Origin of the sequence: Streptomyces aquilus (assembly GCF_003955715.1) — a bacterium.
Classification (GTDB): domain Bacteria; phylum Actinomycetota; class Actinomycetes; order Streptomycetales; family Streptomycetaceae; genus Streptomyces; species Streptomyces aquilus.
Genome location: NZ_CP034463.1, coordinates 4,046,501 through 4,070,717, shown reverse-complemented (window position 1 = coordinate 4,070,717; position 24,217 = coordinate 4,046,501). Strand labels below are relative to the sequence as shown.

The 24,217-nt window shown below is 72.8% G+C and carries 24 protein-coding genes and 1 tRNA gene; 11 read left to right on the top strand and 14 right to left on the bottom strand.

Annotated elements, in window-relative coordinates:
• The first annotated feature begins 99 nt into the window (after positions 1–99).
• On the top strand, positions 100–843 hold the full coding sequence (locus EJC51_RS18750) for a chaplin (protein WP_126272137.1): 744 nt from the start codon (positions 100–102) through the stop codon (positions 841–843).
• A 41-nt stretch (positions 844–884) separates the two neighbouring features.
• Here EJC51_RS18750 and EJC51_RS18745 read toward each other — a convergent pair whose 3' ends face one another.
• Together EJC51_RS18745 and EJC51_RS18740 are read right to left on the bottom strand one after the other, a co-directional pair.
• Positions 885–2,138 (bottom strand): NAD(P)-binding domain-containing protein, encoded by a 1,254-nt coding sequence (locus EJC51_RS18745; RefSeq protein WP_126272136.1) that lies wholly within the window; start codon positions 2,136–2,138, stop codon positions 885–887.
• Entirely contained in the window at positions 2,138–3,412 is a 1,275-nt protein-coding gene (locus tag EJC51_RS18740) for a carboxylate--amine ligase (RefSeq protein WP_126272135.1), read from the bottom strand. The genes EJC51_RS18745 and EJC51_RS18740 overlap by 1 nt, the downstream gene beginning before the upstream one ends.
• 150 nt (positions 3,413–3,562) lie before the next feature.
• Here EJC51_RS18740 and EJC51_RS18735 point away from each other — a divergent pair, with 150 nt between their 5' ends.
• Entirely contained in the window at positions 3,563–4,819 is a 1,257-nt protein-coding gene (locus tag EJC51_RS18735; protein ID WP_126272134.1) for a glycoside hydrolase family 26 protein, read from the top strand.
• Between the two features lie 30 nt (positions 4,820–4,849).
• On the opposite strand, the gene EJC51_RS18730 is transcribed toward EJC51_RS18735, so the two are convergent.
• Genes EJC51_RS18730 through EJC51_RS18690 form a run of 9 tightly spaced genes read right to left on the bottom strand, consistent with a single transcriptional unit; the run spans position 4,850 to position 15,424 of the window.
• Positions 4,850–5,941 (bottom strand): GNAT family N-acetyltransferase, encoded by a 1,092-nt coding sequence (locus tag EJC51_RS18730; protein ID WP_126272133.1) that lies wholly within the window; start codon positions 5,939–5,941, stop codon positions 4,850–4,852.
• Positions 5,938–6,594 (bottom strand): YveK family protein, encoded by a 657-nt coding sequence (locus EJC51_RS18725; protein ID WP_126272132.1) that lies wholly within the window; start codon positions 6,592–6,594, stop codon positions 5,938–5,940. Before EJC51_RS18725 ends, EJC51_RS18730 begins: the two co-directional genes overlap by 4 nt.
• Positions 6,591–7,736, bottom strand: coding sequence for a glycosyltransferase (locus EJC51_RS18720; RefSeq protein ID WP_126272131.1), 1,146 nt, complete (start codon positions 7,734–7,736; stop codon positions 6,591–6,593). The genes EJC51_RS18725 and EJC51_RS18720 overlap by 4 nt, the downstream gene beginning before the upstream one ends.
• Position 7,737: 1 nt before the next feature.
• Positions 7,738–8,478 carry a polysaccharide deacetylase family protein gene (locus tag EJC51_RS18715; RefSeq protein WP_126272130.1) on the bottom strand — a complete coding sequence of 247 codons (741 nt, stop codon included), beginning with the start codon at positions 8,476–8,478 and terminating at the stop codon, positions 7,738–7,740.
• Entirely contained in the window at positions 8,462–10,366 is a 1,905-nt protein-coding gene (gene murJ, locus EJC51_RS18710) for a murein biosynthesis integral membrane protein MurJ (RefSeq protein ID WP_126272129.1), read from the bottom strand. Before murJ ends, EJC51_RS18715 begins: the two co-directional genes overlap by 17 nt.
• Positions 10,363–11,697 carry an O-antigen ligase family protein gene (locus tag EJC51_RS18705; RefSeq protein WP_126272128.1) on the bottom strand — a complete coding sequence of 445 codons (1,335 nt, stop codon included), beginning with the start codon at positions 11,695–11,697 and terminating at the stop codon, positions 10,363–10,365. The genes murJ and EJC51_RS18705 overlap by 4 nt, the downstream gene beginning before the upstream one ends.
• Before the next feature lie 2 nt (positions 11,698–11,699).
• A complete protein-coding gene (locus tag EJC51_RS18700; RefSeq protein WP_126272127.1) occupies positions 11,700–13,124 on the bottom strand; it encodes a sugar transferase in 1,425 nt (474 codons plus the stop codon).
• Positions 13,121–14,290 carry a glycosyltransferase gene (locus EJC51_RS18695; RefSeq protein WP_126272126.1) on the bottom strand — a complete coding sequence of 390 codons (1,170 nt, stop codon included), beginning with the start codon at positions 14,288–14,290 and terminating at the stop codon, positions 13,121–13,123. The genes EJC51_RS18700 and EJC51_RS18695 overlap by 4 nt, the downstream gene beginning before the upstream one ends.
• Before the next feature lie 51 nt (positions 14,291–14,341).
• Positions 14,342–15,424, bottom strand: a complete 1,083-nt coding sequence (locus EJC51_RS18690) for a DUF3344 domain-containing protein (protein ID WP_126272125.1) — start codon at positions 15,422–15,424, stop codon at positions 14,342–14,344.
• Between the two features lie 290 nt (positions 15,425–15,714).
• Here EJC51_RS18690 and chpG point away from each other — a divergent pair, with 290 nt between their 5' ends.
• The 7 genes from chpG (at position 15,715) to EJC51_RS18655 (ending at position 20,507) form a co-directional block, all read left to right on the top strand.
• On the top strand, positions 15,715–15,954 hold the full coding sequence (chpG, locus tag EJC51_RS18685) for a chaplin ChpG (protein ID WP_126272124.1): 240 nt from the start codon (positions 15,715–15,717) through the stop codon (positions 15,952–15,954).
• Between the two features lie 239 nt (positions 15,955–16,193).
• The gene (locus EJC51_RS18680) at positions 16,194–16,931 is read left to right on the top strand and encodes a hypothetical protein (RefSeq protein ID WP_126272123.1); all 738 of its coding nucleotides are present in this window, start codon (positions 16,194–16,196) and stop codon (positions 16,929–16,931) included.
• Positions 16,932–17,100: 169 nt separating this feature from the next.
• Positions 17,101–17,388 carry a hypothetical protein gene (locus EJC51_RS18675; protein WP_059191876.1) on the top strand — a complete coding sequence of 96 codons (288 nt, stop codon included), beginning with the start codon at positions 17,101–17,103 and terminating at the stop codon, positions 17,386–17,388.
• 199 nt (positions 17,389–17,587) lie between these two features.
• On the top strand, positions 17,588–18,085 hold the full coding sequence (locus EJC51_RS18670; protein WP_126272122.1) for a DUF5949 family protein: 498 nt from the start codon (positions 17,588–17,590) through the stop codon (positions 18,083–18,085).
• Positions 18,086–18,390: 305 nt separating this feature from the next.
• The gene (locus EJC51_RS18665) at positions 18,391–18,906 is read left to right on the top strand and encodes a hypothetical protein (protein ID WP_126272121.1); all 516 of its coding nucleotides are present in this window, start codon (positions 18,391–18,393) and stop codon (positions 18,904–18,906) included.
• A 142-nt stretch (positions 18,907–19,048) separates the two neighbouring features.
• Positions 19,049–19,657: a tyrosinase family oxidase copper chaperone gene (locus EJC51_RS18660; RefSeq protein WP_126272120.1), complete on the top strand. Its 609-nt coding sequence runs from the start codon at positions 19,049–19,051 to the stop codon at positions 19,655–19,657.
• Positions 19,641–20,507 carry a tyrosinase family protein gene (locus EJC51_RS18655; protein ID WP_126272119.1) on the top strand — a complete coding sequence of 289 codons (867 nt, stop codon included), beginning with the start codon at positions 19,641–19,643 and terminating at the stop codon, positions 20,505–20,507. Before EJC51_RS18660 ends, EJC51_RS18655 begins: the two co-directional genes overlap by 17 nt.
• A 158-nt stretch (positions 20,508–20,665) precedes the next feature.
• On the opposite strand, the gene EJC51_RS18650 is transcribed toward EJC51_RS18655, so the two are convergent.
• Positions 20,666–20,947: a chaplin gene (locus tag EJC51_RS18650; protein ID WP_126272118.1), complete on the bottom strand. Its 282-nt coding sequence runs from the start codon at positions 20,945–20,947 to the stop codon at positions 20,666–20,668.
• A 185-nt stretch (positions 20,948–21,132) separates the two neighbouring features.
• On the opposite strand from EJC51_RS18650, the gene EJC51_RS18645 reads away from it, so the two are divergent.
• Positions 21,133–21,705, top strand: coding sequence for a DUF2087 domain-containing protein (locus EJC51_RS18645; RefSeq protein WP_126272117.1), 573 nt, complete (start codon positions 21,133–21,135; stop codon positions 21,703–21,705).
• Between the two features lie 22 nt (positions 21,706–21,727).
• Here the strand turns inward: EJC51_RS18645 and EJC51_RS18640 are convergent.
• Positions 21,728–21,800: transfer RNA gene (locus tag EJC51_RS18640), tRNA-Arg, on the bottom strand.
• A 209-nt stretch (positions 21,801–22,009) separates the two neighbouring features.
• On the opposite strand from EJC51_RS18640, the gene EJC51_RS18635 reads away from it, so the two are divergent.
• The gene (locus EJC51_RS18635) at positions 22,010–22,903 is read left to right on the top strand and encodes a DUF5655 domain-containing protein (RefSeq protein WP_126272116.1); all 894 of its coding nucleotides are present in this window, start codon (positions 22,010–22,012) and stop codon (positions 22,901–22,903) included.
• A gap of 273 nt (positions 22,904–23,176) precedes the next feature.
• Here EJC51_RS18635 and EJC51_RS18630 read toward each other — a convergent pair whose 3' ends face one another.
• Positions 23,177–23,911, bottom strand: a complete 735-nt coding sequence (locus EJC51_RS18630) for an aminoglycoside phosphotransferase family protein (RefSeq protein ID WP_126272115.1) — start codon at positions 23,909–23,911, stop codon at positions 23,177–23,179.
• Between the last annotated feature and the right edge of the window lie 306 nt (positions 23,912–24,217).

Sequence of the window (24,217 nt, the reverse complement as noted above, 5' to 3'; positions counted from 1 at the left end):
CGCATCGGCCGCTCCGGCTATGTGACAGCCGGCCTTGGACAGCTTCTGTGCCTTCCAAGGCCGGCTTTTCCCACTTCTTCAAGCAGGAAGACAACGAGATTGCGACAGACCCTGAGTAGGGGAATGGTCGCGGCGGCCGCCGCGACAAGCATTCTGTCCCTGTGCGGCAGCAGCCCCGTCCACGCCGACTCGGACGCGAGCGGGGCGACCAAGGGTTCGCCCGGAGTCCTGTCCGGCAACAACGTCCAGGTCCCGGTCGACGCACCGGTCAACGCCTGCGGCAACTCGGTCGACGTCATCGCCCTGTTGAACCCCGCGTTCGGCAACTCCTGTGCCAACGACTCGGGTTCGTCCAAGGGCGGTTCGTACGGGGAACCGTACGGCGGCGGCGACTCCGGCTACGGTTCCGGGCACACGCCCCCGCCGTACGGCGGGGAGGACACGCCCACTCCCACGCCGCCGAACGGTGGTGGGCATCCCACCCCCACGCCGCCGAACGGCGGTGGCCATCCGACGCCGACGCCGCCGAACGGTGGTGGTCACCCGACGCCGACGCCGACGCCCACGCCGACGCACACACCGCCCACGGGTGGTGAGCAGCCGACGCCCACGCCGACGCAGACCCCGTCGACCGGTGGTGGCCAGCCGTCGACCAGCCCGACGCAGACGCCCCCCACGGGCGGTGGCCAGCCCTCGTCCCCCGGGCACCAAAGTCCGCCGCCCCACCTCCCCGACACCGGCAGCAGCAGCGAGGCCCTGCTCGCCGCGTCCGGTGCCAGCGTCGCCCTGATCGCGGCCGGGGCCGTCCTGTACCGCCGGGGCAGGAACGCGTCCCACCGCTGACGCGCCGGGTGCCGGACCCCGTGTCCGGCACCCGCGCCCCTTCACCGCCGTGCCGTCTCCGGCGTCCCGCGCCTGCCCGGTGCCGGGATCAGGGCCGGGCCCGCTCGCAGACGGCGCCGTACCCCTCGTACGAGTGCGTCCGCCGTGTAGGTCGCGCCGTACACGAAGCGCATGGCCGGGCCGAAGGCGGAGGCCGTTGTCAGGCCGGCCAGGAACAGGCCCGGGTGGGAGGGGGACTCGAAGTCCCGGGTGACCTCGGGGGAGCCGTCGGCGGCCGTGGCCAGGGTGGTGCGCAGGTCGGCGGAGAGAAGGGTGAGGCGGTCGGTGGTCGCCTTGAAACCCGTGGCGGCGATGACATGTTCGGTCTCCAGGATGTGCGCGGAGCCCGTGCCGTCCGTCAGGTCCAGGCGCAGTCCGCCCGGCACCGCCCGCGCCGCCGCCACCTCGTGGCCCAGGCGCACCTCCACCGCCGGTTCGAACCGGCCCCGCACCCACCACGCGCCCGCCGGGCCCAGCGCCGTCGCCGCGATCCTCGTCCGGGTCGGCTCCGGGAGGCGGCGGAAGAGGCCGGGCCGCTCGGCGTAGAACCAGTTCCGCCAGCCGCAGCCCAGGCCGCTGAGCGGGGAGCGGGCCGACCGCCACCACGGGCGCTCCCAGGGCGGCGGCACGTCGTTCCAGCGCAGCTCGCCGACGCGGGCCAGCACCCGTACCCGCGTGCCCTGTTCGGCGAGCAGCGCCGCCGTCTCCAGCGCCGCCTGACCGCCGCCGACCACGGTGACGTCCCGTCCGAGGAAGCGGTCGAGGTCGCCGTGGTGGCTGCTGTGCGTCACGAGGGAGGCGTCGAGGCCGGTGAGGGAGGCGGGGATCTCGACGAACGGCATGACGCCGACCGCGAGGGCGACCGTACGGGCGGACACCACCTCCCCGTCGTCCGTCACCGCCTCGAAGCCGCCCGCGCACCGGACCACCCGGGTCACCATCCGCTCGTCCACCCCGGGAACGGCGGTGCGGGCGAACCACAGGCCGTACTCGGCGAACACCTCCACCGGGATCGGCTCGCCGTGCCGGGCCGTCAGACCCTGCTCGGCGCAGTAGACGTCGAGGCGCCGGCGGTGCTCGGGGTCGGAGAGGTGGGACGCCCACGGCTCCGACTTCAGGAACATCCCGCGGGGCATGTGATCGCGCCAGGACGACATGGGCCGTCCGAAGACGGCCACCCGCAGTCCGGCGGCCGCGGCGTGGGACGCGATCGACAGACCGTACGGGCCCGCGCCCACCACCAGCAGGTCGTACATCAGCGGCTGCTCGCTTTCTCGTCGTCCGTCAGGCCGGTCAGGTCCGGCGCGGATCCCTGGCGCACCACCCGCGCGCCCGCCCGTTCACCGGGCGGCGCGTACAGCCCGCGCAACCGCTCCAGGACCCGCCGGGACACGTGCCGGGCCCACCACCCCCACATCGCCAGTCCCGGCCGCCGGTCGTCCGCGGCGTACCAGGCCGGCTCCCGGCCGTCGGGCGCCCGGCGCAGGGCGGTCAGCGGGGCGTAGTTCTCCACCACGAACTCCCGCCCGGACCGCGGCACCCCGTCCGGCAGCGGACGGTGGGTCAGGTCCAGGTGCAGGGCGCGTACGACGTCCAGCTCGGCGGTGTCGCAGAACAGCCGGAACTGGGCGCCCGGGCGCGGGTTGAAGTCGAGGAGGTGCGGGTGGCCGTCGGGGCCGCGGCGGAAGTCGAGGTCGAAGATGCCGCGGTAGCCCAGTTCGGCGGTGAGGCGCTGGGCGAGCGTCTGTACGGCCGGGTCCGGCGTCCACCGGCCCACCGCCGTCAACCCGGCGCCGCGCGGCCAGGACTGGAGCTTCACGCCGGCGCCACCGCCCCGGACGGTGCCCGAGCGGTCGGCGTACCCGTGGCAGAAGCGGTCGCCGTCCGGCTCCGGCGGAAGGAACGCCTGGAGCAGCAGCCGGCTGCCCGCCTCCGCGGACCGCCGGTACAGCTCGCCGGCCTCCTGCGCGGAGCGCAGCAGGACCGTGCTGCGCAGGCCGCTGCCGGTCGGCAGCAGCCAGGGGCGGCTCCACTTGGCCACCACCGGCAGCCCGAGATGCCAGGCGGCGGCAGCGGCGTCGGCGGGGCTGTCCGGGATCAGCGTCAGCGGGTGCGGCACGTCCACGGACGCGCACAGCGCGGCCAGTTCCGCCTTGTCGGCGACCCGCTCGGCCAGCGGACCCGGCGTCGCCGGCAGCAGATAGGAGGGCGCCAGCTCCGCCCGCAGCCGGCTCACCGCGACCGCGCTCGCGTCGTCCATCGGGATCAGTACCGCCGGGCGCGCGACCCGGGCGGCGATCCGGCGCAGGGCGACGGCGATGTCGGCGGCGGGCGCGCCCGGTGGCGGCGGCGGATGCATCTGCCGTACAAAACGCGACCGGGACACCGGGCTTCCGGTGGAATCCGCGATCACATGCACCTCCACTCCGGCCCGGCCGAGCGAGCGCACGGCTCCCAGCGTTCCGTGGTGAAAGGGATTCCGGTCGATCCGCAGCAGAACGGCGGGGACGCGGGTGTCGAACAGCGACACGGATTCAATTCCTTCGGTCGTTTCACCCGTGCGGGCGAGTGGGCCACCCGAAAGCCGTAAGCACGGTGGCGTCGTTCATATTCATATGACTGAGTGTCAGGTAACGCGTTTCACCTGTCCCCAGAGCGCGAGAGTGAGAAAGGAGCAGGCATGGACTCACAGCAGCGAAGGGCCCGGACCGGTCGGCTGGCGTTCATCGCGGTGGCGACCGCCGCGTCCGCCGCCCTGGCCGTGGGGCCCGGATTCGCCGCGGGGGTGGGGGCCGCCGATCCGCCCGCTCCCACGCCCGCGGTCCCCGCGGCCCCGGCGGAGTCGTCCCCGCCCGCCGACCCCGTCGTCGAACCCGAGACCAAGCCGGCCCCCGAGGTGCCCGCCTTCGGCGCCTACCTCGACTACGGCCCGCGCGGAGTGGCCCGGATGGCCGAGCTCAGCCGCTGGCTGGGCGGCACCGAACTGCGCGTCGGCCACACCTATCTGCCCGGCGACCGCTGGAGCAACATCGAGGGCGCCCCCGGCTTCCTCGACGTGTGGGCGGACTGGCGCAACGAGAAGAACGACCGGATGTTCGTCCTCAACGTCCCCATGCTGGAGCGCAACGAGGACCACGTCTCCGACGCCGAGGTGCGGCTGCTGCTGCGCCGGGGCGCGGCGGGACAGTTCGACCATCACTTCCGCCGCCTCGCCGAGCGGCTGGTCGAGCTGAACGTGCCGGACACGGTGATCGTGCTCGGCTGGGAGATGAACGGCATCACGTACACCCATCGCTGCGGGCCGGACCCGGAGGCCTGGAAGACGTACTGGAACAGGATCGTCACCACCATGCGTTCGGTGCCGGGCCAGAAATTCCGCTTCGATTTCACGCCCAGCCGGGGCCGGGACGCGATTGCCTGGACGCAGTGTTATCCGGGCGACGCCACGGTCGACATCATCGGCATGGACTCGTACGACCAGCCGGAAGGTCTCTCGTTCGACCAGCAGGTGAAAGAGCCTTACGGACTTCAGGAGCACGTGGATTTCGCCAAATCCCACGGCAAGGCAATTTCCTATCCTGAATGGGGACTCTTCCGCAACGGTGACAACGCCGAATACATGCGGCGCATGCTCGCGTGGATGGACGAGCACAAGCCGCTGTACAACACGCTGACCGACTACTGCCCGCACGGCGTCTGGCAGTGCGAGGACAACCCGAAGGCGTCCGACGTCTACCGCTCGATCCTCTTCGGCCGCACTCCCGGGGAGCCGACGACGCCGGTCGACCCGACGCCCGAGCCGACCCCCGACCCCACTCCCGATCCCACCCCGACCACCCCGCCCAACTGTTCGCCGATGGACCTGGGCGAGTGGGTCGAGTACTGGATCGGCGGGAAGCTGTGCATGCGCTTCGACTGGTGGTCGCGCAGCCGGTGACGGACAGCGGTCCCGGTGGCGGCGGGTCGTTCACGATCCGCCGCCACCGCCGCGTTCCCGCCACCGGCGCAGCACCTCCTTGCCGTGCCGGCGGGCCGCGACGTCGCACAGCGCGGCCGCCAGCAGCGGGGCGGTGCGCCGGCGGGCCAGCAGCAGCCGCTGGTTGACGGCCGGTTCGGGCTTCCAGTGGTGCTTGTACGGCTCGTTGCCGCGCAGCAGGCTCAGCGTGCCGCGGGCATGCCCGGTGCACGCGTCCAGCAGCATCACCGCCACGTCCGCCTTGCGCTCGCGCAGGCACGGATGGGCGCCGTACAGATAGCCGCCCGCCAGCCGCCGCGACAGCAGGGTCAGGTCGACGGCCACCACGTCGTCGTCCAGCCGGAACTCGGTGACGACCGCGTCGCCCTCCGCCACCATCGGCCCGACCGAGCGCACCAGATGGTCCCGGAACCGGGGCCGCAGGTGCTCGCTCGTCACCTTCCGGCCCTGCCACTGGAGCTGGTGCAGTTCCAGCAGCCGGCGCAGTGCCTTGTCGACCTCGTCCGGCTCGACGACGTGCCGTTCGACGCCCAGCGAGGTCAGCTTGCGCAGCTTGGCGCGCACCCGCTGCTGGGCCTTCGCGGACGGCAGCCGGGCGATGAGTTCGCCCATGGGTACGGCGGGCAGCTCCAGGCACAGTGAGTCGTCGACCCGGTGCCGTGGGCCCGGCCAGTGGTCGTAGAGCCGCTCGGCCGCGCCGCCCGGGCGCACCTCGCGCAGGTCGACCAGCGCGGTCCGGGCCGCCGCCGCCAGCCCTCCGGCCAGCGCGGCCACCGCCTCCTCGCCCCGCTCGTCGTCCAGCAGGACGTCCCCGTAGTCGGAGATCGCCCCGCCCAGCGGCACGAGCGACGGCACCGGGCGGTGGACGCGCATCAGGGGCGCGGCGGCCACCAGGCCGTCGGGGTCGCGTACGACGAGCACGCGCAGCCGGCCGCGACGGCCGTAGGAGAGCCACCAGGAGTGCAGCCAGGCGTGGCTCTGGAACGGGGTCGCGGCGGAGCAGCGGCGGTACAGGCGGGTCCAGTCGGGGGCGAGGGCGGCGAAGACGGTGTCGTCGGTGACGAGTTCCGTCGTGTACGTCACAGCTGGCCGTGGGCGTCGGCGGCGACGGCCGGGCCGGGCACGGAGGCCGGGCGTCCGCCGGGCTCCTCGGTGTTCCGGCGTGGCCGCACCAGCAGGACCAGGCCGCCCAGGAGGCCGCCCGCGCTCGCCCCGACCAGGCCGGTCAGCGCGGGGGAGGCCGAGGAGGGCTCGGTGGGCTTGGTGGCGCGGGCGAACTGCTGGAGCTCGACGTGGGTGGCCGACTCGGTGTTGTCGGCGTGCCGGGTCAAAGCGCGGGCCACCGCGTTGGCCATGTCGGCGGCGAGGTCCGGGCGGGCGGAGGTCGCCGTGATCGCCACCATCGGCGCGTCCGGCGACGTCGCCGTCTGCACACTGGACTTCAGCGTCTTCACGGGCACGCCCGCCCATACCTGCGCGTCCCCGAGCACCGCGAGCTGGGTGGCGACCCGGCCGTAGGCCTGGGCGAAGCCGAGCGCGGAGGCCGGGTCGGACTTCTCGTTCGGGACGGCGATGACATAGCTGGTCGCCGTGTAGGCGGGCGTCTTCGCGAGGCCGTACACGCCGCCGAGCAGGCCGCCCGCGACGGCGCCGGCCGCGAGCAGGGACCAGGCGGGGAGCGTCTTGGCGCGGGTGAGGACCGCCGGGCGGCGCGGTCCGGTGGGGTTCTCGGTCATGAGGAACTGACTCCCTGGGGTGACGGGGACGACGAGGATGCGGCCGCGTAGACGTCCATCAGCTGGGCGGCGCTGCGGGTGATGCAGTAGTGGTGGGCGGCTTCGGGGGCGGTGCGCGGACGCGGCCCCTCGGCGCGGGCCGCGGCGAGCGCGCGGGCGAACTCGTCGGTGCCGCCGTGGACTTGGCGGGCGAGGGCGGCCGCCTCGGCGGGCAGGTCCTCGATCGCCGGGCAGGAGCTGTAGAGCACCGGCAGCCCGGACGCGAGCGCCTCGACGACCGCGAGGCCGAACGCCTCCTCCGGCGAGGGCGAGGCGAGGACGTCCATCGCCCAGGTGAGGGACGGCAGGTCGGGGCCGGGGGAGCCGTCGGGGACGTAGGGCCGTTCGCCGGTGAACAGGACCCGGTCGGCGACGCCGGCCTCGTGGGCGGTGCGCCGCAGGACGCTCTCGTCCGGGCCGCCGCCGACCAGCAACAGCCAGCAGTTCTCCGGGAGTCGGGCGAGGGCGTGGATGAGGGTGCCGAACCGCTTGCCCGCGGTGAGGCGTCCGATGCCGCCGATGACGTACGCCTCCTCGGGCAGGCCGAGGCGGCGCCGGGTGTGGAGGCGCTGGAGGGGGTCGAAGCGGAACCGGGTCAGGTCGATGCCGTTGGGGACGACCTCGATGCGGGGGGCGGGCACGCCCCAGTTCCGCAGCCGCCGGGCGACCGTGGGGGAGACGGCGACCGTGGCGCGGCCGAGGCGCTCGCTGGCCAGGTAGAGGCCGCGGACGCCGGCGGTGAGGCGGCGGCCCTCCATCTGGGAGTCGCCCAGGGAGTGTTCGGTGGCGACGACCGCGCGGACCCCGGCGAGCCGGGCGGCGAGCCGGCCGTAGACACAGGCCCGGTACAGGTGCGTGTGGACGAGGTCGTAGCCGCCGGAGCGGATCAGCCGCACCAGCCGGGGCAGCGCGGCCAGGTCACGGTTGCCGGCCATGCCGAGGTGCGTCACCCGCACCCCGTCGGCGACCAGGCCGTCGGCGACCGCGCCCGGGTTGGTGAGCGTCACGACGTCGCAGTCGACCGGCAAGTGCCGCAGCAGCAGCCGCAGTTGCTGCTCGGCACCGCCGATGCCGAGGCCGGTGATGACGTGCAGTGCCTTCACCTCAGACCCCCTCGACGGGGCGGCGCCGCAGTCGGTGCAGCCGGTGCTTGAGGAAGAGGCGTACGGCGGTGTCGTTCTGCCCGATGTGGACGCGGGGGAGCGCCAGCGGGCTGTCGACCGGGCCGGGGTCGATGGCGCAGGCGTACCGGTACCCGGCCTCCCGTACGGCGTCGACGGCGCGCTCGTCGAGGGTGCCGTAGGGGTAGCAGAAGCCGCCGACCGCCGTGCCGGTGATCTCCTCCAGCGCGGCCCGGCTCTCCACGACCTCGGACTTCAGCCGGAGGTCGTCGGCCCGGGTGAGGTCGACGTGGGTGAGACCGTGCGAGCCGATCTCGACGCCGGCCCGCACCGCCTCGCGGATGCCGTCGGCGGTGAGCAGCGGCTTGCGCGGGCCCAGCGGGTCCCAGGCGTTGTCGCCGCCGAGCCGGCCGGGCAGCACGAAGACCGTGGCGCCGAAGCCGTGCCGCCGCAGGACGGGCAGGGCGCCGGTGACGAAGTCGGCGTACCCGTCGTCGAAGGTGAGCGCGACGAGGCTCGTGCGGTCGGGCGCCGCCAGCAGTTCGGCCACCGAGACGCCCCGCAGGCCGCGCCGGGCGAGCCAGGTCAGCTGGAGGTCGAGACGGTCCGGGGTGACCGTGATGCGGTACGGGTCGTCGGAGCAGTCGCCGACCGAGTGGTACATCGCGATCCAGGGAGCGGTGCGTGCTCCGGCGGGAGCGGCGCGGTCAACGGGTGCGGCCATGTGTGAGCCTCCGCGTGAGGGTGCGTACGGATCGGAGTGCGGGTACGACGCCCTGGGCGTCCAGCGCCCAGGCGAGCAGGAGGAACACGGCGACCGCGGTCGTGCCGGCTGCGGCGAGCCCGGGCACGGCCGCCGGCACCTGCTCGGCGACGAACGTCCCGGCCACGGTCGCGATCACCGCCGCCCGCACCGGCTTGCTCAGCTCGCCCAGCACGCGCCGGACCCGGATCGGCACACTGCGCGGCCCCATCCCGGCGAGCAGCACCACGGCCGTCACGGTGATGCCGGAGGCGTTGGCGGCGGCGATGCCCAGCACCCCCCACGGGCCCACCGTCCAGGCGCCGATCCAGGACGTGGCGACGATGCCGGTGGCCATCGCGGCGACCGGGTACCAGCTGGGGCGGGCGGCGGAGAAGTACGACCGTACGAGCACGCCGGTCAGGGTCTGACCGAGCAGCCCCAGGGCGTACACCCGCATGACGTCCGCGGTCGCGGCGGTGTCCCGGGGGGTGAACGCGCCCCGCTGGAAGAGGAGTTCGACGATCTGCGGGGCGCAGGCGATGACCACGGACGCACCGAGCAGCAGCACGCAGGTGGCCAGCGCCAGGTCCCGCTCCACCCGGTTGCGGGCCCGCTCGACATCACCGTCGGCGAGCGCCCGCGCGACCACCGGGAAGGTGACCGTGCACAGCATCATCGACAGCGTCATCGGGATCTGGGCGACCTTCTGCGCGTAGTTCAGGTGCGAGATGGCCCCGGCGTCGAGCGTGGAGGCGAGGAACCGCTCGATGAGGGTCTGCGACTGCCGGCACAGCGCGAAGAGCAGGACGGTGGCGACGAGCGCGCCGGTGACGGCACGCTCGGAGTCCTCGGCCGCCTCCTCGACGGCGGGCGCCTTGCGCCGCAACTCCCGGATGAACGACGGCAGTTGTACGACGACCATCAGCGCGCCGCCGACGGCCACCCCGACCGCCGCGGACCGCACGCCCCACTGCCCGCCCAGGACGAACATCGCCGTGATGATGCCGGTGTTGTACGCCACGTAGATCGCAGCCGGCGCGAGGAACCTGCGGTGCGCGCGCAGGGCCGCGCTGAAGTACCCGGCGAGCCCGAAGCCGAGCACGCAGACCGCGGTGAGGCGGGTGCAGTCGACGGCGAGCGCCGGGTCGGGCAGGCCGGGCGCGAGGGCCTCGACGAGATAGGGGGCGGTGCCGGCGATGAGCGCGGACACGGCGACGAAGGCGAGACAGAGCCGGGGCAGCGTACTGCCGACCAGGGCCCGCACGGGGTCGCCGGGAGCGCCCTGGGCCCGCCGGGCCAGCGCCAGGCTGAACGCCGGGACCAGCGCGAAGGCCAGGCCGTCCTCGATGAGCAGGGTGGACGCGAACTCCGGGATGGTCCACGCGACGAGGAAGGCGTCCGTCTCGCTCCCGGCCCCGAACAGCCGCGCCAACGCCTGATCCCGGGCAAGCCCGAGCACGGCACCGGCGGCGGTGAGGACGGCGGTGACGAGGGTGGCCTTGGCGAGAAAGCGACGGGAGGCGGGGGCTACGTCGGTGGCGCCGGGGGGCGGCGGTACGGCGGTGCGGGCGGCGGGGAGCGCCACGGCGTCGCCGGCGGGGGCGTCGACATCGGTACGGGCGGCGCCACCGGAACCGGCGGCGGTACGGGAACCGGCGGCGGTACGGGAACCGGCGGCGGTACGGGAACCGGCGGCGGTACGGGAACCGGCGGAGCCACGGGAACCGGCGGCGCCACGGGAACCGGCGGAGCCACCGGAACCGGCGGAGCCAAGGGCATCGGCCTCGGTACGGGGACCGGCCTCGGCGCCGGCGTCGGCCTCCGCGTCCTCGTCGCCCCGAGGTGGCCGGGAAGGCGTCACCCTCATAGTGCGGCTGCCTCCTCGGGACGCACCGGCGCGGGCGCCGCCGTCCGCACGGGCTTCCCGGAGTCGTTCCCGGCCAGCCCCCACCACGCCGCCAGCCCGAAGCACACGGCCGTCAGCACGGTCGAGGGCCCGCCGATGTCGGCGTACACGAAGTCGGTCAACTGCCAGACCAGCAGCCCACAGGCGACGAGCCCGCAGTCGAGCCCGTTACCGCCCCCGGCGCGACGCACCCGCGCCAGCCCCCGCAACCCACACACGAGCAGTGCCGACCAGCCCCCCGCGAGGGCGAGCAGCCCGATCAGGCCCTGCTCCGCGAGGATCAGGAGGTACATGTTGTGCGGGGACAGCAGCGGCTGCTTGCGGAAGGCCGCGCCCGCGCCCTCCGTGTCGCTGCCCGCGGACAGCGCGAGCGAGGCGTGGGCGTCCCGGTGTTCGGGGAAGCCCTTCAACCCGACGCCGGTCAGCGGCTGTTCGCGCCACATGTCGACGGCCGCCGCCCACATCGTGTACCGGTCGGTGACGGACTGGTCGGGTGCGTCGGTGACCTGCGTGATGCTGTTGACGCGTTCCTGGAGCATCGCCGAGCCGACGCCGAAGCCGCCGACGAGGATCACCCCGAGCGCGGCGGCCACGGCCCCCACCTTCAGCGCCCGCCGCATCCCGGCCAGCACCAGCTGCGCCGAGCAGGTCACCGCGGTCGCGATCCACGCCCCGCGGCTGAACGACAGGGCCAGCGGCACGAACAGCGCCAGCGCACAGCACGCGGCGACCGCCCGCTGCCGTACGGCGGTCGTGCCCAGCGCCAGCCCCACCGCGCAGATCAGCCCGAAGCAGACGACGGTCGCCATCCCCATCACGTCCTGCGCCCCGAAGGTGCCGACGGCGCGGATCTCCTGGCCCTGGTACGAGGCACCGGTCCCGGTCAGGAACTGGCGCACGCCGATCGCGCCCTGCCACAGCGCCAGCCCGACGAAGGACCAGGCGAGGACGCGGAAGTCACCGCGGTGCCGGATCAGGAGCAGGACGGCCGCGGGGACGAGGACGAAGATCTGGAGGTAGCGGCCCATGCCGGTGATCCCGGCACCCGGACTCGCGGCGCCCGTCGCGGCGATCGCCAGCCCGACCACCGGCAGGCCCAGGATCACGGCGGCGGTACGGGACAGGGGGCGCCGCCGGTCCCGTACCAGACGGATCCCGCAGTACAGCACCATCAGCGCGGAGACCGCGTCGGCCGGACCCGCGCCGCCCTCGCCGCCCGGCCCGATCGGCAGCCCCAGCAGGGCGATCACCATGACGGCCGGGAGCACCGGCACTACCCGAGGCAGCCTCATGGTCAGCTCCCCGTCGGGCGGACGAGCGCGGCGGCGGTGCGGGCGAGGATGCAGATGTCCTGCCACAGCGACCAGTTGTCGATGTACGCGTTGTCGAAGCGGGCCCGGTCCTCGATGGAGGTGTCGCCGCGCAGCCCGTGGATCTGGGCGAGCCCGGTGATGCCGGTGCGCATCCGGTGGCGGGCCGCGTAGCCGGGGTACATCTGGCTGAACTTGCCGACGAAGTACGGGCGTTCGGGGCGCGGCCCGACCAGGCTCATGTCGCCCCAGAAGACGTTCCACAGCTGGAGCAGCTCGTCGAGGGAGGTGCGTCTGAGGAAGCGGCAGAACCACGACATCTGGCGTTCGTCGGCCACGCTCCAGCGGGTCGCCGACTCGTGCTCGTCGACCGGGCGGTGGGTGCGGAACTTCAGCAGCGTGAAGGGGCGCCCGTCCTTGCCGATGCGCTCCTGCCGGAAGACCACACCGGGGCCGTCGGTGAGCCGCAGCACCACCGCGCACACCAGCAGCAACGGGCTGACCAGCAGCAACAGCGTCCCGGAGACCACCACGTCGAGGAGTCGCTTGCCGACGCTGCCGGGTCGCCGTCCGCCCATGTCGAGACGCCGGCAGGCGTATCCGGCGAGCTGGTCGCGGGAGGCGTACGAGGGGGAGTCCGCGTCGACCTCCCACACCGCGCAGCCCGACTCGGCGAGCGCCCGCAGCAGCGGCCCCTGCTGGGTCCGTACCGAGGGGTGCACGACCAGGACGTCCCGGACGCCGTTCTGGATGAGCGCCCGCTCGACCTCCTCGCCGGTGGTCAGCACGGGCAGGCCGTCGCTGCCGTCGGGCTGCTCGGCGACCACGCCCACCGGCCGCACCCCGCAGCGCGGGTGGCGCAGCAGCCCGCCGGCCACGCGCTGCGCGGTCGCGGCGGGGCCGATGACGAGGGCCGCGCGCGGCCGGTCGCGCAGGGCCGTGCGGCGCCGCCAGTGCACGATGCCGCGGGCCGCGCAGGCCGCCGCCGACTGGAGCAGGAAACCGGCGGCGAGGGTGGTGAAGGACAGGGCGTACCGCGGGGTGTGGGCGGCGACCAGCGCGCCGACCGCCAGCCAGCCGACCGCGATCCGGCCGCACACGGCGGGCAGTTCGTCGAGGACGCCCGGCATCGTGCGCGGCAGCTGCGGGCGCAGCAGCATCGACGCGGCGACCAGCAGGGCCGCGAGCAGCGGCTGGTGCGCGGTGCCGGTGAGGGCGAGGGCGCCGAACAGGGCGGCGGCCAGGTCCGCGGCGAGCAGCGGCACGGGCGAGGCGGGCCGGGGCTGCGGGCGGCGGTGCGGGAACCGGAACCCGCCGGTGACGCCGCGCGACGCGAGGACCGCGACGGGCGAGAAGCCGGGGTCGTGCGGTTGCCCGCCGGGCGAGGGGAGCGTGCTTTCCGCGGTCACGAGTGGATCGACTCCCTGTACTCGGAGGGCATGACGCGACCTGTCGTACCGAGCAGCTCGCGGTACAGGTCCGCCACCGCCTCGGTGGTGTGCCGCACGTCGTGCGTGGACAGGACGTGCCGGCGTCCCTGATGGCCGAGCGCCTCGCACAGCAACGGGTCGAGCAGCAGCTCGGCGACGGCCCCGGCGAGCGGCGCGGGCTGCTCCGGCGGAACGAGACAGTGCGGTACGAGACCCGGCGGCAGGCTCTCCCGGGCGCCGTCCACGTCCGTCAGCACCACCGGCCGCCCGCAGGCCATCGCCTCCAGCGGGGCGAGCGCCATGCCCTCCCAGCGCGAGGGCAGGACGACCAGATCGGCGGCCTGGTACCAAGGCGCGGAGTCGGCGACGGCCCCTGCGAACAGCACCGAATCCGGTGCCAGGGCCCGCAGTCGATCGCGGTCGGGCCCGTCGCCGACGAGCGCGAGCCGCGCCCGCGGCACCCGCTCCAGCACCGCCTCCCACGCCCGCAGCAGCACGTCCTGCCCCTTCTGCCGGCACAGCCGCCCCACACAGACGACGAGCGGGGCGGCGGGATCGACATCGGGCAGGAGAGAGGCGCGTACGGTGCCCACGGCGGCCGGGTGGAAGCGGGCGGGGTCGATCCCGTTGGGGACGATGCTCCAGGGGGCGGCGATCCCGGCGCGCACGCCGGTCGCGCGCTCCGCCTCGCTCACACACACCACCCGGGAGGCCCAACGCGCCCCCCACCGCTCCCACTTCAGGGCGAGCGCCGCGGTGGTCCCGCCGACCGCCTCGAACGACCAGGCGTGCGGCTGGAACACGGTCGGGATCCGCCCGCGCACCGCGATCCGGCCGGCGAGACCGGCCTTGGCGCTGTGCGCGTGCACCAGTTCGGGCCGTACCTCTTCGACCACCTGTGCGAGCCGCCGTACCTCACCCGGCAGCGACGGCCCCGGGGACCGCGTCGCGGCCCACTGCCGTACGTCGGCGCCCAGCGCCCGCAGCCCCTGCGCGAAGTCCCCGTCCGGACAGGCCACCGCGACCTGGAAACCGGCCGTGAGCTGGGCCCTCACCAGGTCCGTCACGACCCGGGCGACCCCGCCTTCCACGGGCTGCGTAAGGTGCAGGACCCGTGGCCGAGGGTCGGTTGCTGACTGGTGCATTGCGCGGTTTCCTCGCTCACGGATGGCACTCGGGACGGGCGGGAACGCGCCTCAACTGCGGGCGTCGACGGCGACGAAGAGCGCGCCGGCCCACGCCGCGTCCCGCTGGGAAACGAGCCGGAAGGCCAGCTGGTCACCACCCGGACGCAGAGCCGTCCCGAGATCGAACACATCGGAGTCGTAGCCGAGGGTGTTCGGGTACGACGGGACGCGCGTCGCCGGCCGCTCGCCGGGCTCGCTGATCGTCGAATTCAGCACGTCGGCACCGGGGTTGGCGGAGTCGGCCAGCACGACGGGGGCCCGGCGATCGGCCGAGAGGGTGAGACGGTCGCCCGTTCGGCCGCGGTCGCCGTCGTAGGCGACGAGCCCCACCCGGCCGGAGGCACCCTCGGGGAAGCGCAGACCGCCCGGCGCGATGTCCTGACCGGACGTCAGCGTGTCGAAGCCGTCCCAGAAGGCCAGATGCCGCAGCGGCTCCGCCGCCTTCTCGTACGCCACCACCAGCGTCCAGCCGCCCCAGGCGCCGGCCTTCGACTTCCCCATGGCCACGTTGAGCTGCGCCACCGTGTAGAGCCCCGAACCGCTCTCCCGCACCAGCCGTGTGACGTCCGCCGAGGCCTGGTAGGCGTCCGCGCCCTGGGCCACCCGGTGGCCGACCAGGGTGTCGGCGAGGACCTCCTTGTACTGGCCGCCGGGCTCGGCGATCAGCACCCGCCCGTTGTCCGCGGGCGGCTTCTGCTCGCCGACGCGCAGGTTGCCGCCCCAGTACAGGCGCGCGTACGTGGCCCGGGCGCCCTCGGGCAGGCGGACCTCGGCGCGGGAGGAGTTGTAGGTGTTCGGGTCGGTGTCGACGTCGACGTAGAACATGTCGAGGTCGCCGTTGACCGCCGTGCCGCCCTCGCGGACCGCCGGGCACGAGGGCTGGGCCGCGGTCGCCCGGCAGCTGATGGCGGCGTTGGCCGCGCGGACGATCCCGCCGTGCTGGAGCGCGCGGTACCGCTCGGTGAACGGCAGGCGTGCGGCCTCCGGGGAGGGCGGGGCCGCCGCGAGGGCGCCGCCCGGTGCCCAGACGGAGACGAGGACGAGGGCTCCCACCGTCGCTCGGCGCAGCAGCGGACGCAGGGATTGGCGCATGACCGGGGTGGCCCTTCCGGGAGGTTGCGGGGCACGGGGGGCACGCCCGGGTCGTGATGCCAGGGCGTCAGATGAGTGCGATTTGCTGGCTATAAGGGTGCGTCGGGAGGTCCGCAACTCTAGCCGCTATGCGTATTAATCCGGAGAAAGCAGACAAGTGTGTCGGAATGGTGAAGTCGGGCCCGTCCGGAGATCACCCCATTGGCGGCACAACCCCCGCGCGTGCCGCGCGTTGACACAGCGCCGGGCATCCGCCCGCGTGTTTGTGTCAACCCAAGGAGCACCTCTCCATGTCGCGTATCGCGAAGGGCCTGGTCCTTACCTCCGCTGCTGTCGCGGCCGTCGCCGGCGGCGCCGGCATCGCCGCCGCCGACGCCGGCGCGCAGGGCGCGGCCGCCCACTCCCCGGGCGTCCTGTCGGGCAACGTCGTCCAGGTTCCGGTCCACGTTCCGGTCAACGTCTGCGGTAACACCGTGAACGTGATCGGCCTGCTGAACCCCGCCTTCGGCAACGAGTGCGTCAACGACTGACGTCCGCTCGGACCCCTTCGCCGGCCGTCCTCCTGTGGTTCCCCCTCAGGAGGGCGGCCGGTTTTGCGTTGCCCCAAATGGGGGGCCGGTGCACCGACATGGCGAGCGGGGCTTGACAGGGCGTCTCACCAGGGACGACACGCGCGCCGGACGGTCACGCCCCGCAATCCCTCGGTTGCGGGGTGTGGCGAGCGCTTTCACGGTGGGCTCAAGATCCGCCCCACCGAAAGGGAATCTCCATGCGTGCTCTGCCCGCACTACGTCTCGCCTCCACCGCCGTCACCGCCGCCCTGCTGTTCGCGATCACCGCGCCCGCCGCGGTGGCGGCCGACCACGAGTCGAAGCGCGAGCGCGTCGAGTCGGCGGCCACGGCACCCCTCCCCGGCGCGGACGCGCTCCTCGCCCAGGTCCAGACCCTGGGCAACCTCGGGTCCCTGCTCGCCCCGGTCACCGACGTGCTCAACACCGTGCTCAAGGCCGACGACGGCCAGGTCTCGCCCGAGCAGGCCACCCAGCTCCTGGACGCGGTGAAGGCGGCCATCGCCAAGATCACCGCGGCGGCCCCGGTCCCGGTCCCGGAGACCCCGGTGACGCCGACGACCCCGGCGCCCACCGCGGCTCCCACCACCCCGCCGGCCACCACCACGCCGACCACCCCGGCCGCGGCCGCCCCGGTCACCGGGCTGCTCCCGCTGCCCGTGACCAAGAGCGGCGACGACTCCAAGGCGCCGTCCGCGGACGCCGTCGGCGACGCGCTCGCCGCCTTGCAGCAGGCGGTCAGCGACCTGCTCGCGGCCGCCACCGGCGGCGACCCCACCAAGGTGGTCCCGGCCGCGACCGCGGTGGTGAGCAAGCTCCTCAACGCCGTTCTCGCACTCCTGCTGGCCGGCGGCCTCCCGCTGCCGCTGCCGGCACCGCTCCCGGTGGACACCGGTGCCGCGACCGGCGCGGTCGGCGGGCTGCTGCCCACCTCCTGATCGCCGTCACGGCCGTTGTGCGGGTCCACCGACCCGCACAACGGCCGTTTTGTTTTCCTATTGTTTTCTCTTGGGTCTTTCGGGTTGCAGAAAATTTCTGCGAACAGGGTTTCCGGGCCGCAGGAGAATCGTTAGGCACGGCGTCAGAATTCTCTTTGAAAGGAACACGATGAAGTCCCTGAAGGCTGCCGCTGTAGTTGCCGGTTCCGTGGCCCTCGCCGGCGCTGCCGCGCCCGCGTTCGCCTACAGCGCCGCCGACGTCACGCCCACCAGCCTCACCGGTGCCGTGAACCAGCTCACCAGCGGTCGGCTCGCCCCCGCCGACGTGATGCCGCTCCAGCACCAGTCGAACGCGCTCGACACCGAGAACAAGGACTCCGTGCTCAACACCGTCAAGGGCGCGACCGGCACGCTGAACTCCAGCGGCCTGCTCGGCGGTCTGCCGCTGGGTGGCTGAGGTATTCCGCGCCTGCTGCACAAGGGTCGATTCCGTGTCGTACGGAATCGGCCCTTTGTTTTCGGAAAGCATTCCGCGGTGTGTTTTTCGCGGCGTGTTCGAGAAGGCGTCCCTCGATCGTGTGGACCGTGTGCGGGATGTCGCCCGGTCGGGTGAGAACGGACAGGGACCCATTCGGACCCGTCGATAAGGTCGCGCGGTGACCTCAACCTCAAGCGAAACCCGCCCCTTCAACGCCGCCGACCTCGGCACGCTCGTCGTCATGGCCTGGAGCGGCGAGGCCCCCGACGGCGACATGCCCTACCTCCTCGCCTACACCCTCGGGGACGCCGCGGCCGGACCGGAGGCCGCCACGGCCGCCGTCGAAGCGCTGCTGGAGAACAACGGCCTGCCCGTCGGCGGCGACCTCGTCGACGGCAACGCCCGGCCGACCCTGCCGGTCAGCCTGCTCGTCGAGTCCGGCACGGCGGTCGTCAACATGCCCGGCTTCAACGCGCAGTGCACCCCGCCGCCGGAGTGGCTGGAGGCCGTCGCCGAACGCGGCTTCGCCTACTTCGTGTTCACCACCCGCCCCTGGCCCGAGGCGGAGCCGGGCAAGCCCGTCGAGCCGGAGGCGCTGGCCGCGTTCGCCGGCGCGGACGAGACGCTGAACGCCGCGGCGCACATCGTGCTGCCGGCGCGGAGCCTGCGGGGCTGAGAAGGCCGAGAAGGTGCGGGGCTGAGGGGGCCGAGGCGGCGCGACCGGCCTCGGCCCCTCGGGTGCCCGAGCCGGTGCCGGGCCGGTCGTCTTCGCCGGGGGCGTCGGCCCGTCCGCCAGCGGGCGTCGGCCCCCGTCGCCGGTGGGCTTTGCAGGCGATCCGACTTACGCCCTGCCGATATTCAGCCTATGGAGCCGTCGTACTACTGCGGCAGCCGGGGGAATCTTGCGCTGGTGACCGGATCAGGATCGTTACGCGGTACGGACGTTGAGACCGCTGAACCCTGAAAGGGACCGTGCCTGAGATGAAGCCGACCACCCGCCGAACCCTTGCCGCCGTCATCACGGGCGTCGCTGCCGCGGTGGGCGCCACCGCGACCCCCGCCGCAGCGGTGGACACGGTCCCCGTCCCGGTGCCGCTGGACGGCGTCGAGAAGTCCCTCAACGTGGAGCTGCCCAAGCTCGGCGGCGAGATCCCGCTGCCGATGCCCGGCGCCCCCGAGGGCCCGCGGTACGTCGAGGGACGGCTCCTGCCCGAGCGGGTCATCCCGCAGCTGCCGGTCTCCGGCGGGCTGCCCGGCGCCGGTGTGCACGCGCCCCTGCCGCACATCCTCGGCGACGACTTCGACCACGTCGGCGTCGCCGCCCCCGCCTCCGACCTGCGCACGCTGGCCCCCGGCCTGTCCGTCGACGCCCCGCTGACCGCGCCGAACGCCGACAACTTCGGCCTCCCCGAGCCGAAGCTGCCCCAGGTGGGCGTGCTCACGCCGGTCCTGCAGACCGTGCCGGCCGCGAACCTGGTCGCCGGGCCGGGCCTCTAGCCACGACCCGCGCCCGCGCCCGCCCCGCGGGCCCGCGCTCGCTTCGGGAGCCCGTACGGCTCCGTCCGGACCACCGGACGGTGACCGTGCGGGCTCCTTCTCGGTTACCGCTACGGATCGATCGAACCAGGAGGAGCACAGGATGGTCGTCAGTGTCGGTGGAGTGACGGGCCGAGTAGCGGGCGGAGTGGCAGGCGGCGTGGCGGGTGCCGTGGCCGGTGCCGTGGCGGTCGGGGCGGAGCCCGGCCCGAACGGGCAGGCCAGACCCGGCCGGGTGCCGGACGTCGTACGGGGCGGGGGCGGTCGACGGGACGTCCTGCGTGGGCTGTTCACCGCGGCCGGGGCACTGGCGCTCGCGCCGCTCGTCGCCGCCTCCCGGCCACCGCGCGGCGCCGACAACCCCGGCGAGGTCGCCTTCGACGAGACCTACCGCGGCCGCCACATCCGCGGCATCAAGACCACCACGGGCCGCGCCTCCGACGCCGATCAGTGGCACGTCACCGTCGACGGCCGCCAGCTGGAGCTGATGCGCCGCGCCGACGGCACCTGGCTGAGCATGGTCGACCACTACCGGTCGTACGAGACCCCTCTCGAAGCGGCCCGCGCCGCCGTCGACGAGCTGGGGCCGGGCCAGCAACTGCGCGAGACCCGCATGGGCCACACGGCAACCATGAGCGAGACGGGTGACATGGGCATGGGCGAGATGGGTGACATGGGTGACATGGGGGCACGTCATGGCGTACGTCCGTAAGGACGCGAGCACGCTCACGAGCGCGGAGAAGCGGCGCTTCGTGAAGGCGATGCTGGAGATCAAACGGCGTGGCGAGTACGACGAGTTCGTACGGATGCACATCGACTTCTACGTCACCGACGGCGAGGGCGGCCTGCGTACGGCCCACATGGCGCCGTCGTTCCTGCCCTGGCACCGCCGGTTCCTGCTGGACCTGGAGCGGGCGCTGCGCCGGGTCGACGCGTCGGTGACGGTGCCGTACTGGGACTGGACCAAGGACCGCAAGGCCGGTGCCGGGCCCTGGACCGCGGATCTGCTCGGCGGCACCGGACGGCGCTCGGACCGGCAGGTGACGACCGGGCCGTTCGCCTACGCGACGGGCAACTGGACCATCAAGGAGGGGGTCACGGACGGGGAGTTCCTCACCCGGGACCTCGGCCGCGCCCGCGACCCGATCGAACTGCCCACCAAGGCCGAGCTGGAGTCGGCGCTGGCCGACCCGGTCTACGACGTCTCGCCGTGGGACTCGACGGCGGCGAAGGGGTTCCGCAACCGGCTGGAGGGGTGGGGGAGCGGGCGGGGTTCCGCCGCCTGGCGCAATCACAACCGGGTGCACCGCTGGGTCGGCGGTGTGATGGTCGGCGGTGCGTCGGTCAACGACCCCGTGTTCTGGATGCACCACGCCTTCGTCGACCTGCAATGGTCCCGTTGGCAGCGCCGGCATCCCGGCGCCCGCTACCTGCCCGCGAAGCCGGCGGAGCCGGGCAGTGCGCAGTACCGGCGGATCGTGGCGCGGCACGAGAAGCTGCCGCCGTGGGACGTGACGCCGGACTCGCTGGAGGACGTCGGCAGGATCTATCGGTACGCGTGACGTCTTCTCGGGGCGGGGTCTCGGGGCGGGGTCTCGCGGGGCGGTTCCGCGGGCCGGTTTCGCTGGACAGCTTCGGGGGGCTTCGCGGAGCAGGTTCGCGGGACATGGGAAGAGCCCCGGCGCTCGGAGTGCCGGGGCTCTTCGGTACGGACGGGACGTCAGTCGCCGTAGCCGTAGCCGCCCTTGTCGTCGTGACCGTCGCTGATGTTGGCGCAGGTGTTGCCGAACGCCGGGTTCAGCAGGCCGATCACGTTCACGGTGTTGCCGCACACGTTGACCGGCACGTGGATCGGGACCTGGACGAGGTTGCCCGACAGGACGCCCGGCGAGCCGACGGCCTCGCCGTGGGCGCCCGCGTCCGCCATGGCCAGACCGGCGCCGCCGAGCGCCATGGCACCGGCGCCGAGGGCGACTCCGGCAGCCTTCGCGATGCGAGACATCACGTTCTCCTTTTGGATTGATGACCGTGCGGCAGCAGGACGCGCCACCGCACTTCCCGTTCAACGCCGCCGCTCACCGCTGGTAACGGCGATCATGTGCGGATCACCCTTTTTGAACAGGGGGTCGCCTGGAGGGGGCGGAAAATCGCTTAGCCGGGGTGTGGGCCCTCCACTAGCCTCCGGGCATGGCTACTGACCGACTCATCCGGCTGTTCACCGACGAGAACCGGGTGCGGGTCTTCGCCGCGGTCGCGCTGGGGGCCGGTACCCCGGCGGAGATCGCCCGGGCGGCGGGAGTGCCCGCGAAGGAAACGGCCCTGGCCCTGCTGAAGCTGCGCGAGCAGGGGGCGGTGAGGGTGGTGAAGGCGACGGACGGCGACGAGGCCGGGGGCGATTCCCGGCTGGTCGTCGCCTACGACCTGTTCCGCCAGTCCGCGCGCGCGGACCGGGAGGAGGCGACGCAGGCCGCCGGGAACCCGGGGTCGGGGGACGAGAACACCGACCAGCTCCTGCGGACCTTCGTACGGGACGGCCGACTCGTACGCCTGCCGGCGCAGTGGACCCGTAAGAAGCGGGTACTGCAACACATCGCCGAGCAAACCTTCGAACCGGGCGTCGAGTACCCGGAACGGACGGTCAACGAGAAACTCCGGGCCTGGTGCGAGGACGGCGACACCGACCATGTGACGCTCCGGCGCTACCTGGTGGACTTGCAGCATCTGCGGCGGAGCGAGGGGATTTACCGGCGGGTGGCCTGAACACCACGCGGCGAGAAAAGGGCGCCCCCGGCAGGACTCGAACCTGCGGCCAAGCGCTTAGAAGGCACCTGCTCTATCCACTGAGCTACGGGGGCTGACCTGCGAGAACGCAGCTTCCTAGCGCTGTCCCCCGGGTCGCGGGGGACGCATGGGGGAATCGTAGATCCCTGGTGACCAGGGGACGCAAGCGCTCCCCAGCCAGACCGAACGTAGGGTCTCACACTTTCTTCACGGCACCGAAGCCTCCCGCGGAAACAATCCTGCACCTGCCGGCGTTGGTGATCTCCGAGCCGAGGAGGGGAAGGTGTCGGGCCTGAAGCTGTTCCACACGACAAACAGCGGCGTGACCGAGGTTGCGCCGCGTCTTGCTGAGGTCGAGGCGGATGTGCAGGACCTCATTGAGGCGCACATGGAGACCATGCTCGGGGTGCGGTTCCTGGCGAGCGAGTACGGCACCGGTCCCGTCCACGGCGGACGCATCGATTCGCTGGGCATCGACGAGAACAACGCGCCCGCGATCGTGGAATACAAGCGCGGTACCGACGCAGGCGTGATCCATCAGGGTCTCTTCTACATGGCGTGGCTGATGGACCACAAGGACGCGTTCCGGCACCTGGTCCGCGACAGGCTCGGGGCTGCGGTCGCGGCCCAGGTGCTGTGGAGCGCACCGAGGCTGATCTGCGTGGCCGGCGACTTCACTCGCTACGACGTTCATGCCGTGCGCGAGCACCGCCGCTCGATCGACCTGGTCCGTTACCGGTTCTTCGGCAACGAGCACATCGGCCTTGAGACGGTCGCCTCCGTCACCGGCCAGACTGCCGTCTCCACAGCAGGCCGGCGTCGCCACGGGGTGGAGGCGCTGCGCGGCCGTCGGGAACACGGGGCGATAACGGAGTTGGCCGCTGCGGTCGACGAGGTACTGCTCGGGCTCGGTGACGACATCACCAAGGTCGAGAACCGGACCTACCGGGCGTACCAGCGGCTGCGGAACTTCGCCTGCGTCTGCCCGCCGCAGAAGACCAAGCTGCTCGTCTACCTCAAGGCCGACCCCAAGAAGGTCGACCTCGTCCCCGGGTTCACCCGGGACGTGACGGGGCTCGGGCACCACGGAACCGGCGACCTGGAGGTGCAACTGCGCACGGACCGGGACCTGGAGCACGCCCAGGACCTGTTCCGCCTCAGCTACACCGCGGCGTAGAAGCTTCACAGCCGGGAGGATTGCAGGGCGAGTTTTCGGTGGTCAGTTGTCGTCGTGTGCTGTCCTTCCACGGCGGTGGTCAGGGAATGGCGGTGGACTACCAATGGTGCGGCGGAGTCCCGGTTTCGGTAACCGGGACTCCGCCGCTATATTGCGCGCCTGAATCTGGCACGCCAGTAAGGCGCGATTCACGGCATGAATCTCCGACCTGTAGCGGGGGTCGGTCGGTATGCGCTGACACTGCAGGTCGTGCCGCTGATGAAGCTTTCGCCCTCAAAGTCGCTGGAGGGCGGCGGAGAATACTTCGCGGTGGGCCATTGTGTAGGCGTGCTCCTGCTCCGACCAGAGGATCCGGTTGCTGACCACATCGTGCTCGGCGGTTTCTGCGGACAGCCCCTGTAGTCGGCTGCTCCACCACTGGGCGTTGCGGGCTTGGCGGTCGAGCATGGCGTCTACCAGATGTGAGCGTGAAGCGGCGTCCGCTCCGTAGGCATCTGCGAGGACGCGGACTTGTGCCGCTTGGGCGCGTGCGGTTGGGCCTGCGGTTTTGGACGAGACGCACCATGTCCAGCACATGTAGCCGAGGTCTTCAAGCGGGTCGCCCGGTGCGGCGGTGTCGAAGTCGATGAAGGCCACCGGTACCGCGTCGACGAAGACGGTGTTGTTCGGTCCCACGTCGTGATGGCAGACCACGGAGTGCGGACCGGCCAGGCGGCAGCCACGGGTGGCATCGTGGAAGGCGCGAAGCAGCGCACCGGCGGCGGCGACCTGAGCGTCGCCCCAGCACTGAAAGCGCGCTGGCACCCAGCCTGGCAGGTAGCTGAAGACGTCCCGTCCAGCAGCATCGCGCCCGAAGCGACGCGGCGCGCCATTGAAGCCGCGCTGCTGTAGGTGGTCGAGCAGCTCCGCGACGAACCCAGATGCTGCTGAGGCGGGACGGCGGACCGTGTTGCCAACCCTGACCACGCCGGGTGTAATACGTCCGCCCGACAACGGAATCTCAGTCATGAAGCCCATGGTCCCAGGACACCCTCGGCCGCTTCCAGCGCACCCGTTGCGGTCGAGCCAGAGGGTGTACCCGACCACGGTCACGTCTTGGCGCCCTACATTGATCACTGACTTCGAAAAACTGGATCCATGTCAGGGCGCAGGCGAGACCGACGTTGTGGACGGAGGAGCGGTGGGCAGCCGCTCGCGGGGCTGATCACGGGGCACCTCGTCGTTCCTACGAAGAGTCACAGCGTGTAGCCGGATCGTCCACACGCTGAACGCCTCCGGCCTTGCGATCAGCAGATTCCTACCGGCGATCCTCGA

Bases quoted from the DNA above. Each gene is read 5' to 3' on its own strand.
- EJC51_RS18725 (WP_126272132.1), bottom strand. From the start codon at position 6,594: ATGACCGAGAACCCCACCGGACCGCGCCGCCCGGCGGTCCTCACCCGC.
- EJC51_RS18665 (WP_126272121.1), top strand. From the start codon at position 18,391: ATGAAGCCGACCACCCGCCGAACCCTTGCCGCCGTCATCACGGGCGTC.
- EJC51_RS18745 (WP_126272136.1), bottom strand. From the start codon at position 2,138: ATGTACGACCTGCTGGTGGTGGGCGCGGGCCCGTACGGTCTGTCGATC.
- EJC51_RS18735 (WP_126272134.1), top strand. From the start codon at position 3,563: ATGGACTCACAGCAGCGAAGGGCCCGGACCGGTCGGCTGGCGTTCATC.
- EJC51_RS18695 (WP_126272126.1), bottom strand. From the start codon at position 14,290: ATGCACCAGTCAGCAACCGACCCTCGGCCACGGGTCCTGCACCTTACG.
- EJC51_RS18655 (WP_126272119.1), top strand. From the start codon at position 19,641: ATGGCGTACGTCCGTAAGGACGCGAGCACGCTCACGAGCGCGGAGAAG.
- chpG (WP_126272124.1), top strand. From the start codon at position 15,715: ATGTCGCGTATCGCGAAGGGCCTGGTCCTTACCTCCGCTGCTGTCGCG.
- murJ (WP_126272129.1), bottom strand. From the start codon at position 10,366: ATGAGGGTGACGCCTTCCCGGCCACCTCGGGGCGACGAGGACGCGGAG.
- EJC51_RS18690 (WP_126272125.1), bottom strand. From the start codon at position 15,424: ATGCGCCAATCCCTGCGTCCGCTGCTGCGCCGAGCGACGGTGGGAGCC.
- EJC51_RS18705 (WP_126272128.1), bottom strand. From the start codon at position 11,697: ATGAGGCTGCCTCGGGTAGTGCCGGTGCTCCCGGCCGTCATGGTGATC.
- EJC51_RS18650 (WP_126272118.1), bottom strand. From the start codon at position 20,947: ATGTCTCGCATCGCGAAGGCTGCCGGAGTCGCCCTCGGCGCCGGTGCC.
- EJC51_RS18680 (WP_126272123.1), top strand. From the start codon at position 16,194: ATGCGTGCTCTGCCCGCACTACGTCTCGCCTCCACCGCCGTCACCGCC.
- EJC51_RS18645 (WP_126272117.1), top strand. From the start codon at position 21,133: ATGGCTACTGACCGACTCATCCGGCTGTTCACCGACGAGAACCGGGTG.
- EJC51_RS18630 (WP_126272115.1), bottom strand. From the start codon at position 23,911: ATGACTGAGATTCCGTTGTCGGGCGGACGTATTACACCCGGCGTGGTC.
- EJC51_RS18715 (WP_126272130.1), bottom strand. From the start codon at position 8,478: ATGGCCGCACCCGTTGACCGCGCCGCTCCCGCCGGAGCACGCACCGCT.
- EJC51_RS18675 (WP_059191876.1), top strand. From the start codon at position 17,101: ATGAAGTCCCTGAAGGCTGCCGCTGTAGTTGCCGGTTCCGTGGCCCTC.
- EJC51_RS18660 (WP_126272120.1), top strand. From the start codon at position 19,049: ATGGTCGTCAGTGTCGGTGGAGTGACGGGCCGAGTAGCGGGCGGAGTG.